Annotated in this window: 14 protein-coding genes and 1 other RNA gene; 8 read left to right on the top strand and 7 right to left on the bottom strand. The window is 68.9% G+C overall.

What is annotated here, in order from left to right:
- Positions 1-26 precede the first annotated feature (26 nt).
- The 3 genes from DMH01_RS29030 to DMH01_RS29040 are packed head-to-tail and all read right to left on the bottom strand — an operon-like array spanning position 27 to position 3,827.
- Complete coding sequence (locus DMH01_RS29030; RefSeq protein WP_125680341.1) at positions 27-2,861, bottom strand: BREX system ATP-binding domain-containing protein; 2,835 nt, start codon at positions 2,859-2,861, stop codon at positions 27-29.
- A gap of 31 nt (positions 2,862-2,892) precedes the next feature.
- Entirely contained in the window at positions 2,893-3,261 is a 369-nt protein-coding gene (locus DMH01_RS29035; protein WP_233621699.1) for a zf-HC2 domain-containing protein, read from the bottom strand.
- An 11-nt stretch (positions 3,262-3,272) separates the two neighbouring features.
- Positions 3,273-3,827 (bottom strand): sigma-70 family RNA polymerase sigma factor, encoded by a 555-nt coding sequence (locus DMH01_RS29040; protein ID WP_125680343.1) that lies wholly within the window; start codon positions 3,825-3,827, stop codon positions 3,273-3,275.
- Between the two features lie 246 nt (positions 3,828-4,073).
- Here DMH01_RS29040 and DMH01_RS29045 point away from each other — a divergent pair, with 246 nt between their 5' ends.
- The 5 genes from DMH01_RS29045 (at position 4,074) to rnpB (ending at position 7,680) form a co-directional block, all read left to right on the top strand.
- The gene (locus tag DMH01_RS29045) at positions 4,074-4,721 is read left to right on the top strand and encodes a DUF4142 domain-containing protein (protein WP_125680344.1); all 648 of its coding nucleotides are present in this window, start codon (positions 4,074-4,076) and stop codon (positions 4,719-4,721) included.
- Positions 4,718-5,527: a ferredoxin gene (locus tag DMH01_RS29050; protein WP_125680345.1), complete on the top strand. Its 810-nt coding sequence runs from the start codon at positions 4,718-4,720 to the stop codon at positions 5,525-5,527. The genes DMH01_RS29045 and DMH01_RS29050 overlap by 4 nt, the downstream gene beginning before the upstream one ends.
- Complete coding sequence (locus tag DMH01_RS29055) at positions 5,524-6,807, top strand: NAD(P)/FAD-dependent oxidoreductase (protein ID WP_125680346.1); 1,284 nt, start codon at positions 5,524-5,526, stop codon at positions 6,805-6,807. Before DMH01_RS29050 ends, DMH01_RS29055 begins: the two co-directional genes overlap by 4 nt.
- On the top strand, positions 6,728-7,267 hold the full coding sequence (locus DMH01_RS29060; RefSeq protein ID WP_233621701.1) for a hypothetical protein: 540 nt from the start codon (positions 6,728-6,730) through the stop codon (positions 7,265-7,267). The genes DMH01_RS29055 and DMH01_RS29060 overlap by 80 nt, the downstream gene beginning before the upstream one ends.
- Positions 7,268-7,281: 14 nt before the next feature.
- Positions 7,282-7,680: RNase P RNA component class A (gene rnpB, locus DMH01_RS29065), an RNA gene on the top strand.
- A 185-nt stretch (positions 7,681-7,865) separates the two neighbouring features.
- On the opposite strand, the gene DMH01_RS29070 is transcribed toward rnpB, so the two are convergent.
- The 4 genes from DMH01_RS29070 to DMH01_RS29085 are packed head-to-tail and all read right to left on the bottom strand — an operon-like array spanning position 7,866 to position 10,567.
- Positions 7,866-8,507, bottom strand: a complete 642-nt coding sequence (locus DMH01_RS29070) for a hypothetical protein (protein WP_125680347.1) — start codon at positions 8,505-8,507, stop codon at positions 7,866-7,868.
- A gap of 50 nt (positions 8,508-8,557) precedes the next feature.
- Entirely contained in the window at positions 8,558-9,700 is a 1,143-nt protein-coding gene (locus tag DMH01_RS29075; RefSeq protein WP_125680348.1) for a hypothetical protein, read from the bottom strand.
- Positions 9,701-9,705: 5 nt separating this feature from the next.
- Positions 9,706-10,038 carry a hypothetical protein gene (locus DMH01_RS29080; RefSeq protein ID WP_125680349.1) on the bottom strand — a complete coding sequence of 111 codons (333 nt, stop codon included), beginning with the start codon at positions 10,036-10,038 and terminating at the stop codon, positions 9,706-9,708.
- A 25-nt stretch (positions 10,039-10,063) separates the two neighbouring features.
- On the bottom strand, positions 10,064-10,567 hold the full coding sequence (locus tag DMH01_RS29085; protein ID WP_125680350.1) for a YbaB/EbfC family nucleoid-associated protein: 504 nt from the start codon (positions 10,565-10,567) through the stop codon (positions 10,064-10,066).
- 155 nt (positions 10,568-10,722) lie between these two features.
- Between DMH01_RS29085 and DMH01_RS29090 the strand changes: the two genes are divergently transcribed.
- The 3 genes from DMH01_RS29090 to DMH01_RS29100 all read left to right on the top strand — a co-directional run bounded on the left by DMH01_RS29090 (position 10,723) and on the right by DMH01_RS29100 (position 12,782).
- Positions 10,723-11,586, top strand: coding sequence for a hypothetical protein (locus DMH01_RS29090; protein ID WP_125680351.1), 864 nt, complete (start codon positions 10,723-10,725; stop codon positions 11,584-11,586).
- Positions 11,587-12,029: 443 nt separating this feature from the next.
- Positions 12,030-12,296 carry a hypothetical protein gene (locus DMH01_RS29095; protein WP_007035338.1) on the top strand — a complete coding sequence of 89 codons (267 nt, stop codon included), beginning with the start codon at positions 12,030-12,032 and terminating at the stop codon, positions 12,294-12,296.
- A 9-nt stretch (positions 12,297-12,305) separates the two neighbouring features.
- Entirely contained in the window at positions 12,306-12,782 is a 477-nt protein-coding gene (locus DMH01_RS29100; RefSeq protein ID WP_125680352.1) for a hypothetical protein, read from the top strand.
- Positions 12,783-12,784 lie beyond the last annotated feature (2 nt).

The following is a 12,784-nucleotide window of genomic DNA, read 5'->3' on the forward strand; positions in this document are numbered from 1 at the left end:
AGTGAACCCGCCGCCCCCGGAAACCGTCAATCGGCGTCCACGCGCTGGGACCGGCCGAGCGCGGAACTCAATTCGGTGCGGCCGGCGATCCCCAGTTTCCGGTAGGCCCCGGACAAATGGAGTTCGACGGTGCGGCGCGTCAGGTGCAGCGCTTCGGCGATCTCCCGGTTGGTGAGACCTTGTGACGCCATCAGCGCGACACGGTATTCCTGTTTGGTGAGGCCGTGTTCGTTGTCCTTCGCCGTCGTGAGGCTCGTGCGCGCGTCCCGCAGCGCCTCGGCGGCCCGTCTCGCGAGCGGCCGCGCCCCGCAGTGCTTGCTCGACTGCGTGGCCATCCGCAGTGTGCCGATCGCCTTCTCTGCCTGCCCGTGCCGGGCCTGGAACACGCCGAGTTCGGTCAGCGCCTCGGCCAGCGCCAGTTTCGCGGTCGATCCGCCGAGGACGTCGACGGCCTTGGTGAGCAGGCGTTCGGCCTCCTCGCCGAGGCCGTCGTCGCGGACGAGACCGGCCGTGGTCAGCGCGCTGCCCAGGATCCTCGGCGCTCCCCAGCGTCCGGCGGCGTCGAGATCCTCCTCGGCGAGCCGGGCCGCCGCGTCGGTGCGCCCGAGCGCCAGCGCGGTGCGGGCGGCGTGCGCGCGCCAGGGGGCGAAGCCGGGGAAGCGCATGCCGTGATGTTCGAGACGGCGGCCGCAGCCGCGCAGGTCTTCGTAGCCGAGCTCGGGTTCCCCGGTGGCCGCACGGAGCCTGCCACGGGCGTAGAGCAGGTAATTGTGCGTGAAAAGTGCTTGTGTGGCCGCGAAATCGATTTTGCCCAGCAGCGCGGTCGCGAGGTCGTGGCGGCCGAGGTCGACCGAGACCTCGATCAGCCTCGCCGCGCACAGCACCGCGATCGGGCACCGGCTGGTGGCGCCCCGTTCGTCGAACTGCCGCACCAGCGATTCGTAGTGGACGCTCGCCCGCACCAGATCGCCGCCCGCCTGCAGGGCGATCCCGCGGGCGAGGGTGGCCAGAGCGCCCTTCGGTACATGGAAGTCCCAAGGCAGGCGTTTCGTGTCGAGTACCTGGCAGAGCTTGTCGGTGAGCGCGGGCTCGTCGGCGAGCGCGGCCGTCGCGAGCGTGAAGAAATAGGGCTGTTCGAACAGTTCGGGCTGCTCGCCGGACAACGCCTCTCCGAAATGCCGGACGGCGTTCGCCGAGGACTTCCCGCTTCGCACCGTGTCGAGCGCCAGCAACCCCGACCGGCTCTGCTGCGCGGCGGGATCGTTCAGCGGCGCCCACTGCCGTTCGAAGTCGCGGAAGTCCGGCGGCGGCCCGAGTCTGCTGCCCGCCTCGGCGAGATAGGTCATGCACAGCAGCGGCCAGACGGCGTCGGGCCCGCCCGCGTCGAGCCGCGCGGCGAACTGGCCGGCGGAGTTGATCGCCAGCCGCGCGTCCGGGCCGCAGCACAGTGAAAGGATCATGGCCGTCGCGACGAAGGCCGCGGTTTCGCGGTCGTCGATGTGGTCGACGGCCTCGCGCACCCTGGCCGGTGCCGAATCCGGGTCGCAGTGGAATTCCGCGTGCGCGAGCTGCAGCAGGATCGCCATCCGCTTGCGTTCGCTGAGCCGTTCTTCCAGCGCCCGAGACAGGAACCGGACGGAGAGCTCCGGGTCGCCCTCGACCACGGAATGCCGCGCGGCCAGCCGCAGGACGTCGACCGCCCAAGGGATCCTGATCGCGGTCGCCTCCAGGAGATGCGCGCCGACCCGCTCCGGCGCGGCGCCCGCGTCGTGCAGGAGCCGTGCCGCCCTGGCCTGGGTGACCGCCCTGGTGGTGAGCGGCATGTCGGCGAGCACCGAGTTGCGGACGAACCGGTAGGTCAGCGCCGGCCGATGGCTGTTGGTCAGCAGATGCACGCGCACCATCGTGTCGATGGCTTCCAGCGCGGTGCTCTCGTCGACCCCGGCGAGCTGGGCCAGCAGGTCGAAGCTCGCGTCCTCGCCGAGGATCGCGACGGCTTCGAGCATCTTCGGCGCGGCGGTGTACTCGTGCATGCGGACCCGCAGCACCTCGCCGATCATCGCCGACCCCGCGGTGTCCAGGTCCATCCCCGGGACCAGCCGGCGTGCCAGCGCGCCGAGCAGGAACGGGTTGCCGCCGGTGACCTCGCGGCATTCCTCGGCGAACCGCCCGGGAGGGACACGAAGGAATTCGGCGACGTGCCGGGTGCCGAGCCCGCGCAACAGGATCGTCGCCGGAGTGCAGCCGGACATCTCCAGCAGCGCGACCTCGCCGGTCTGCAAATGGCCGACCAGCGAGGTCAGCACGACCATCACCGGCAGCTGCTCGACACGATGGCGGATGTAGGCGAGGCAGCGCATCGACCACGGGTCCGCGAGGTGGATGTTGTCGATGCCGAGGAAGACCGGCCCCTGTTCGGCGGCGTGCCGGACGGCGTGGAAGAAGGCGTCGAGCGCCTCGGTCTGTTGGTGTTCGGTCCGGGGACGGCGGTCCGGCAGGGATTCTGTGGCGTGCGGGGCCCGTGGCCGCGGCGAGCCGGGGACGGCGTGCGCGTGGGTGAGCCCCTCGATCAGCTGGCGGCCGACACTGCCGCTCAGATGCGTTTCCAGCCGGGACGCGGTGGCGATCGCGACGGTGAACCCGGCCGCTTCCGCGAGCTCTCCGGCCGCGGTGAGCACCGCCGACTTGCCCATGCCGAACTCTCCGACCACCACCGCGCTGGCGGCCCGGCCGGCCAGGGCGGCCCGGAACAGCCCGGTGACCGTGTCGAGTTCGCTGTCGCGGCCCAGCAGCACGGTGGCGAGGCGCTTCGGTACCGAAGGCCCGCCGAAGGGGCTCTCGGGATTTACTTCGGTATGCACCGTAGAGACCTTCGTGTCGGGTTGCGGCAGACTACTCGAACGTGAGCGGTATCGGGAGTAATCGCTGGTCATCGAGGGGAGCAGAGGTCGAGATGCCCGCATCCGACGAGATCCGCCGAAGCCGGCGGGACGACCGTTGTGACGACATCAGGGCCGCGACGACGCACGCCAGGAAGACCACCACGAGGTTGGCCGCGACCAGCGACAGCCGCCCGCACCGCGGTGAAGCGACGGGGGACAGGTAGCGCAGATCGGCCTTCGCCAGCGCGTCTTCCACCGAAGCGAATTCCGCGACCTGCCGGCCGCAGCGCACGCAGCCCTTCAAATGTGTTTCGAAGGCGTGAGCCTCGGCCTGGTCGAGCACACCGAGTACGTACGCCGCCACATCGGTGTGTTTCACCTTTCGCTTCCTCATGGCGAACCCAGTTCTCCTAACGACCGTCGCAATGTCCTCATAGCCGCGTACAGCCGTGATTTGACCGTTCCCTCCGGGATTCCCAATATCACCGCCGCCTCCCGGACCGTATGCCCGGTCAGATACGTCTCGTAGATGACGGCCTGATATTTGCTGTCCAGATAGCGTAGCGCTTCGGAAATGACGAGTGCGGACAGTGACTGCTCGGTCCGGTCCGCTATTTCGGCGTTTTCGGAACTGTCCAGCTCCACCTCCTGCGGGCGTGCGCGCCGGTTTCGCCAGCCGTCGATCACGATCCGCTTGGCGACCGTGAGCAGCCAGCCGCGCAGCATTCCCGGCTCCCGGTTCAACGTGTCGGAATGCTGCCAGGCGCGAATCAGTGTTTCCTGGACGACGTCCTCCGTCCATTGTTGATCATGGCCGGTCAGGTACATCACCTGACCGAACAGGGTTTCCCGGAAATCCTTGTACAGCACCGAAATCAGCTCGTCGGAAAGCTCGCTCGACCGAGGGTCGCCGCCGAGCCCGCATTCTCTGCCCACTGCTTCCATGAAGTTCGCAACCTCCCCAGCGGTGGAGGATTTCTCGGGTTGGTACACCGTAGCGCAGACGATCGCCGTGGGCCATGTGCAGTAGTGCTCTATTTACCATTAGTCATCCGGTACGTATGCCGATGGAAAACGGTTCTAAATGTGGCGTGTGATGCACATCACACTGGACGCAATGGTAGAGATCGAACCGGCCGCTCCGGTTCGCCGTACTCCCAGTGAGGCACTTCGAGGACGGGGACGGGTGAAATGATCTATCGGCTTCTTGGAGTGGTGATCGGCTGCATGGTGATATGGGTGGGAACGCCGGCCGACGCCTTCGCGGAAATCGACTCCCATGATCGGGATCTCCTCGTGCGAGTACGCCAAGCCGGTTTGTGGGAAGGCCCGGTGAGCCGTCAGGCCGAACACCGCGGGAGTGCGCGGCGGGTCCGCGAGGTCGGCCGCGAACTCGCCGACGACCACGACCGCCTCGACGCGCAGACGCGCGCACTCGCTTCCAAGGTCCGTGTCGAACTGCCCGGCGAACCCACCGAAGAACAGCGCTCCTGGGCCGACGAGATCACCGGCGCCACCGGTGCCGACTTCGACCGGCTCTACGTCAATCGCGCCCGCGCCGCCCACGGGAGCATCTTCGGTCTCGCCTCCCACGTCCGGGCCGCCACCCGCGACGACGCGATGCGCTCGTTCGCCCAGGCCGCCGTCGACACCGTCATGCGGCATATGACCCTGCTCGAAAGCACCGGTATCGCCGAGACCACGTCACTGATGGTTCCGGTGGGCGGCGGCGAACTCGACGGCGGCGACCTCGCGCTCGGCATGCTCATGATGGGGATCGCCGGTGGAGCGACCTTCGGTCTCGTCCGGGTCCTCGGCGCGCCGGGCAGGCGAGCATGACGGCGTCACTCCTGGCGGTGATCCCGGCCCCGTCGCCGCATGACAGCGGGGTGCGGGACATCGCCGCGCTTTCCGCCCGGTTCGCCTACGTGACGATGTGCCTGACGCTGGTGTGGGGCGTGCTGAGCGCCACCGGCTGGATCAGGCGCGCCACCGGTCACGACGCGTTGCGCGGGGGTCACGTCGTGTTCGCGACGTTCAGCCTCGCCACCGGCGCCGTCCACGGACTGTCCTATCTGTTCCTCGACGACGGCTCGTTCGGCGTGCTCGCGCTGCTGATCCCGTTCGCGGGCGGCGGGTTCGCCCGGCACGCGGCGGGTGTCGTCGGGCTGGAACTGTTCCTCGCCGTCTCGGTCACCGCGGCGGTGCGCCGTGGCGTGACCGATCGCCGCGGGCAGCGGTTCCATCAGGCCGGCTACTTCGCGGTCGGCCTTCTGTCGATCCACTCCTGGCTGGGCGCGGCCGCGAACGGGAACCTCGCGACGGTCTGGCTCGGCGGGATCACCGTGCTCACCCCCGCCGTCGTGCTCACCGTGCTCCGGGTGCTCCCGCCGGGGGCGCTGGTCCGGCTGGGGCTGCTCGAAGGCGGAGCCGGCCGGGCCGAACCGGTCCGGATCTCCGTCGACGACAAGAAATGCCACCGCTACGCCATCTGCCAGGCCGAAGCGCCGCAGGTCTTCCAGCTGCAGGGAGACGGCCAGCTGCGCTACCTCCGGAAACCCGGCGCCAAACAGGTGCCGCTGGCCCAGGCCGCGGCCAGAGCCTGTCCGATGCGCGCGATCCACTTACAGGGGGCTGGACGATGAGCGAACGGATCGTCGTGGTCGGCGGCGGGCTGGCCGGGCTGCGGTGCGCGGAACGGTTGCGGGAACTGCGGTTCGACGGCGAACTGGTGATCGTCGGCAACGAGCCGGAGCTGCCGTACCACCGGCCCGCGCTGTCCAAGCAACTGCTGACCGGCGGCACCTACCCGGCGGAAATGCTGCTCGCCCGGCCGGACGAGATCGACGCCGAATGGCGGTTCAACACCCCGGCGACCTATCTCCAGCCGGGTCGCCAGGTCGTCCATCTGCCCGGGGCGGAGGAACTGCCCTACGACGGGCTCGTGATCGCCAGCGGCGTCGAACCGCGGCGCCTTTCCGGTGTGCCGCACGGACATCCGCGGGTGGTCGTCGTCAGGACACTGGCCGACGCCGCGGAACTGCGCGACAACCTCGCCGCCGACAACGGGCCCGTCGCGGTGCTGGGCAGCGGGTTCATCGGCTGCGAGGTCGCCGCGAGCCTGCGCGAGATCGGCCGGGAGGTCACCATCATCGGCCGGTCGGCGCATCTGCTCGGCGAGGTCGTCGGCAAGCACATCGGGCAGAAGCTGTCGGCGCTGCACCGGTCTCGGGGCGTGCGGCTGGCGCTGGGCGCGTCCATCGACAGCTGGCAGACCACGGCGAACGGCCTGCGGCTGCGCTCGTCCGACGGCTGGATCCTGGACGTCTCGTGTGTCGTCGTGGCCGTCGGGACCGTGCCGTCGATCTCGTGGCTGCGCGGGGCGAAGCTGCCGCTCGACGACGGTGTCGTCTGCTCGCCGACCTGCCACGTGCTGGGAATGAACAACATCGTCGCCGCCGGTGACGTCGCGCAGTGGCCGAACCTGCGTTTCGACGAGACGCCGCGACGGGTCGAGCACTGGCTCAACGCCGTCGAAATGGGCCGGGCGGCCGCGGAGAACCTGCTCGCCGGCCCGCAGGCCGCGCGCCCGTTCGCGCCGGTGCCGCGCTTCTGGTCCGAACAGCACGGCATGCGGATCCAGGCGGGCGGCATCCCGAAGCTCGGCACCGACACCGTCGCGCTCGCTTCACCCGTCGGTGGCGAACGGCCCGTCACCGGTTTCGTCCGCAAGGGGCGGCTCGTCGGTGTCGTCGGCTTCGACAGCCCGTCCGCCGTCCTCCACTGGACCAACGAGATCGCGGAGCAGAACCCCGTCAGCCACCCGGGAGAAACGGAGACGCCCGATGCGCCGATCGCGGTTGACCATGCTCGTCGTCATCGCGGCTCTCGTCGTGGGCGCCGCGATGTGGTGGCAGGCGGCTGAACCCGCGTCGCAAACGGCTCGGGCTCCGGTCACCGAAGCGCTCCCCGGCCCGCCGTCGCCCGGCACCCCGGCGGGCGTGCCACCCGGCACGCGGCTCACCGCCGTCTACCTGACCCGGATGGGGCAGGCCGTCCTCGACGAGACCGGCGCCGTCCTCTTCCGCTACGAACGCGACGACCCGCACAAGGCCCGCTCGGCGTGCCTCGGGGACTGCGCCGTCGTGTGGACGCCCGTCACGACCAGCGGCACGCCGTCGGTGACCGGCATCGACCCGGCTCTCGTCGACACCATCAAGCGTCCCGAAGGCGCCGAACAGGTGACCTTGGCGGGCCGGCCGCTGTACAAATTCGCCAACGCGCGGCCCGGCGAATGGACCGGACAGGGCACCGGGCACGTGTGGTTCGTCGTCCAGCCCGACGGGCGGCGCAACCTGAACTGCCTGCCCGGACCCGTGCAGTAGGATTCCCCGACGGACGAGTCGGCGGGGCGGCCGCGAGCCGGGAAACCGGTTCGAGGAAAGTCCGGACTCCACAGGGCAGGGTGGTTGTTAACGGCAACCCGGGGCGACCCGCGGGACAGTGCCACAGAAAACAGACCGCCTCCGCTCGCTTCGCGGGCGGAGGTAAGGGTGAAACGGTGGTGTAAGAGACCACCAGCGTCCTGGGTGACCAGGACGGCTAGGTAAACCCCACCCGGAGCAAGGTCAAGAGGGAGCCGCGAGGCTCCTGCGCAGGCGATCGAGGGCTGCCCGCCCGAGCCTGCGGGTAGGCCGCTCGAGCCCGTCGGCGACGGCGGGCCTAGATGGATGGCCGCCACTCGCCCGGCCGCAAGGCGGGGCGAGGACAGGATCCGGCTTACACGCCGGCTCGTCCGTACTACTTCTTTAGGGCGCGACGCTGGATCTCGGTGTTCCCAATGTCGCATTAGGGACGCTCAGCGTCTCAGATGCGACATTGGGGGCACTCGGCGAGAGCTCCGGTGTTCGGACGAGGGGCGTGGGTGTGTCCTGAGGGGTCTCTCGTGGAAAGCGCCCTTCAGCCCCCAAAAACCGGAGCGAGCTACTTCGACCCGTCGCCGTCTGGCCGTCCGGTCCAGTGGATGGTGTCCGGGAACTCGAAACGGTCGCGCAGATGCCGCTCCTCGGTGCGGCCGTGCAGGGTGAACGCGAAACTCGACCCGTCCGGCCAGGTGATGACGCGTTTGCGGAAGTCGATCGCGGGCGCCTGCGGTTTCCGGGCCTGCCAGAGGATCTCCGGCGGTGGCGCGTCGGCCGGGTCCCGGTAGGTCGAACCGGTGTCCACCACCGCGATCGCCGACGGCGAGCACGCCAGCCAGGGCCCGCTCGCCTTGCGAAGCCGGTCGGTCAGGTCGAGCGCCAGCGCGTTCGCCGGGCCCTTCACGCGGATCTCCCGCTGGAACGGGTGGCCCCCCTTGCCGCCGCCGCTGCCCGCCCCGTTCAGCAGCGCGAAGACGTAGACCACCGCGCCGCCGATGCCACGGAACACGTTCCAGAAGAAGCGCCGGACGAGCCGCTTTCCCTTGACCGTGCCGTCCAGGCGCCTGCCGGGCACGTCGAATCCCAGATCGGTGTCGCCCAGCCGCAGCACGAGGACCGGCTCGCGCCACTGGCCTGCCATCAGTTCCTCGACCCGTTCACGGTAGCCGGGACGGACCTGGGCCTTCTCCGCCTTGTCCTCCATACGCTCCTGGTGCGCGAAGATCTTCTGTGCCGCCCCTTGCCGGGACTCGCTCAGATGTCGAGGTTCCCCCTGGTCTCCTCCGGACTCTTGTCCCCGCCGATCTCGCTCTTGTTGAACCACGGCTCGTTCTCCCCCTCCGGCGTGACGGCTTCCTTGCCCTCGGTGTACGCGCCCTTCGCGGCTCCGATGCCGCCCTTGACGGCCGCGCCGGAGACCAGCGGGCGCGCGCCGACCGCGGTGCCGAACATCGTGGTGAGCGCCCGGTTGCTCGGGGTCAGCGCGACCCCGGCGGTGTTCTCCAGGACGTTCAGCGAGAACTTCGATTCACCGGCGAAGGTCCCGATCCGGAACTTCCTCGTCGCTTCCACGACCTTGGTCGAGTATTTCGCGAGGTACTCGATGAAGGTGTCGAGCAGCTTGCCGAACTTGCCGAGATACTTGGTCACCTTCTGCAGCACGCTGGCGGCCTTGGCGATGGACGCGGTCATCGCGGCGGCGACGGAACTGCCGAAGCTGATCACCGACGCGGCCAGCGCGGGCAGCCAGATGGTGATCAGCCAGGAGATCAGCTCGGTGATGATGCCCTTGATCAGCTCCTCGATGACCACCATGACCATCGACCACATCTGCAGCACTTCGGCCACCGATCCGGCGGCCGAGCCGATGCCGCGGATACCGGAGGAGAAGTCGCCCAGCGCTTCCTTCGCCGCCTTGCCCGCGTCGTCCACCCACTCGGCGAGCGCCGCGTCGCCGGTCTTCTCGAAGTCCTCGGCGAGGGCGACGAAGCCGTTCGCGAGGGTCACGAAGTTCTCCGACGCGTGCCCGATCGCCGGGCCGTCGCCGGTGACCTGGTGCAACGCGTCCTGCAGCGGCTGGACCAGCTCGAGCAGCATGTTCAGCCCGTGGCTGACCAGCCAGCCGATCGGGTCCATCGCGAAGGTGACCATGTCGGTCGCGGCGGCACCGACGAACGCCGCCCCGTCTCCGACCAGCGCGGCACCCGCGGACGCCAGTTCGGCCGGGTTGTCCGCCTGGGCGGCCTGCTGGGCGTGCGAGGCGATCGACTTGCCCGACTTGTAGATCGTGCCGGCCACCGGCACGTGTCCCATCGCGCGATCGAGGTTCGCGCTCATGCTCTCGTCGTACGCCTGGACGTTGAGCCCGTCGGCGATGCTCGACTTCTCCTCGGTCATGACCCCTACTTTCCGAGCGTCTGGTCGATGGTCGCCTCGTGCTTGCCGAACTCGACCTTTCCGGCTTCCTCGATGCCCCGGTACATCTCGGAGGCCTTGTTCAGCTTGGAGATGAACCCGTCGACGCCGTCCTTCATGTCGTTCATCAGCGAGCGGAGTTCGCCGAGGCGGTCGGTGTAGCCCTGTTTGGCCCAGATCCCGACGACTCCCCACGCCTCGTCGGTCACGTCGGCGGCGTCGATCTTGGCGCCGAACTTCTCCGCTTCCTGCTCGTAATAGGGGAGCTGCTGGGCGTACGCGGCGATCGCCGCGATGTTCGTCTCGATTCCCTTTGACATCGTGGGAGTCCCTCGGTCGGTTCGGTCAGCTGCGGCGGAGGAAGGAGCCGTCGTCGAAGTAGTCGTCGTCGTCCCGCGGGGCGGGGCGGCGCGCCGGCCGGGATGGCTGCTGCGGTTGCTGCTGCTGCTGTGACGCCGGTTCTTCCTCGACGGTTCCGAACGCCTCGGCCTGTGCCTCGCGGACCTGTTCCGACGTCTTGAGGCCGAACGCCTCGCCGAACGTGTCGTCCACGATCCCGGCCTGCTGCTGGGCGGCGCCGGCGACGGCCTTCTGCAGGGTGCTCATGATCACCGAGGACAGGTGGCCCGCTTCGAGGCGCATGGCGCCCGCGCTGAGCCGGAGATCGGTGACGGTTCCGCCCGCCCCGGCGACCACGGTGACCTCGCCGGACGGGGAGGTCACGGAGGTCTCGACCCGCGCGATGCGCTCCTGCATGTCGCCGACCTCGGCGAAGCGCGCCTCGGCCTGGCGCACCTTGGCCTGGAAATTCTCGAACTGGGCGATCAGTTGTTCCATCTGGGCGGACATCGTCGCTCCCCGTACGCTGTGGTGATCCGTCTTCAGGAGTATGACGTAGCCGAGCGGGTTCGGTTCCGCCTCGCCTCCGGGCGGTAGCAAAGGTCCCTTGCTCCATTCGGCGGCGTGACCTGCACCCGGTACCTACCTGTCGGTAGGGTGCCCTCATGGGTGAAGCGAGTCGGGTCACGGGACGGTTCCGCGGAACGTTCGATGTACTGCATTCCCTTACCTACTTCGCCCCCGAGACGGAAGCCGCGCTCACCGGCGTGGGTCTCCGGCCGGGGCGCATGACGTACTTCGCGGGCCGCGCGGCGCCGATGGGCGCGGTGGGGCCCGGCGTGGTCGCGGCGACGTTCTACAACTTCAATCCCGAACTCGTCGCCCGCCACATCCCGCGCGCGTGGACGCTGGCCTCGCCCGAAAAGATCATCGAGGCCCGTTTCGAAGCCGTCGACGCGACGCTGACCCGGCTGCTCGGCAAGCAGACGCTCGGTTCCGAAGAGGTCGCCGAAGCGGCGGAGCTCGCCCGCGAGGCGACCGGCGGCTGCCAGGTCGACGGCCGTCCCCTGTACGCCGGGCACGCGGGTCTCGACTGGCCGAGCGAGCCGCATCTCGTCCTCTGGCACGCCATCACCCTCCTGCGCGAGCATCGCGGCGACGGCCACATCGCCGCGCTCGTCGCCAACGGGCTCGACGGGCTCGCCGCTCTCGTCACGCACACCGCCACCGGCAAGGGGTTCCTGCCCGACGCGGCCAAGGCGTCCCGCGGCTGGAGCGACGAGCAGTGGGACGACGCGGCGGCCAAGCTTCGCGAGCAGGGCATCCTCGACGGCGAGGGTGGTCTGACCGAGGCCGGGAACGATCTTCGCGAACGGCTCGAAGTCGCCACGAACGCGGCGTCGACAGGACCGTGGGAGCACCTCGGCGAGGAAAAGACGAAACGGCTTCACGATCTGTGCGGGCCTTTGAGCCGCCAGGCCGTCGAAGCGGGCGCTTTTCCCGCGAATGTGTTCTCCACGGGCCGATAATCACGCTATGTAGCGAAAATGCCCGCTCGGTTTTCGCTTTGGGTAACGGAAGCGTGACTTTCGCTTGATCGGCACTCATGATTTTTGTCGAATGCGTGTTCACCCAGCGGACTCGGGAGAAGCCACCGAACGAGTCATGTCACACTGGTCGAGGCCGAAATCTCCGCGGCCGACCCGTACTCACAGTGAGCATGATGCCCGGCAAGCGAGTGAGGCCGCCAGCACACTGCGAAATACGGGTGGCCGGGGTTAATCCTGACGACCCTTGCAACGATGATGGAGACCGAGGATGGTCGTGGTGCTGTGCCTCGCTCTGTGAACTGTAGACAAAACGACATCTACAGAGCGCGCTTTGACCACTACGCCTCGTGACGCCATGATGTTCGAAGCACCACCGAGCCAGAACCGCGCGAACCCCCTCTCCGCGCACCGGGAGTAATGCGATGATGACCATGACCACCCTCGACACGCTGGCCGCCGGCGAGCTCGGCACCGGCAACGTCCGCACCTGGCTGATCGACAACATCATCCCCCTGGTGCTGCTGGCCGTCGCGCTCCTCCTGCTGTGGCTGGGCGGTGGCAAAGGGGACAACGCCGGTGTCATGCGCCGGCTCGCCGGTGTCGTGATCGCGCTGGCGATCATCGGCCTCGCGGTGAGCGGCGCCGGAGTCAACGTGGGCCAGTGGATCGCCGGCCTCTTCACAGGCTGAGGGCTCGCGTTGCGTATCCGGACCGATGACGAGGTTTACCGGGTCGATGCCGTATGGCTCGGCCCGCCGAAAGCGACTTTTCCCTGGAGAGCCCGCTACGTCGCGTGGCTCGTCGGTATCCCGGTCTTCCTGCTGGTGCTCACCGTCGAACGGTGGGCAGGCTGGAGCTTCGGGTTCTTCTCGACCGCCTGGGCCTTCGTCGCCACAATTGTGATCACCAGATTGATCACGGCCAAGATCAGCCACGAGCGTCCGCTGGGCGCCGTGGCCGCGATGGCGGCGAAAGAGCTCAACACACCCAGAGAACGGACCACGGGCACCGGGGGCGCGGCCAGCGCCTCCCGCGTCCGGGTACGGGCGAACCGCCCGCTACCGAAGCACCGCAGGAGACGGCAGTACCAGCACCACGGCTACGGCGGCGGCGCCGGAGCTCAGGGAACACCACGAGCGCGTCGGAGCCGCCCCGCGGCTCAGGCCGGGAGGTAGTC

This window comes from Amycolatopsis sp. WAC 04182 (assembly GCF_003947465.1).
Classification (GTDB): Bacteria; Actinomycetota; Actinomycetes; order Mycobacteriales; family Pseudonocardiaceae; genus Amycolatopsis.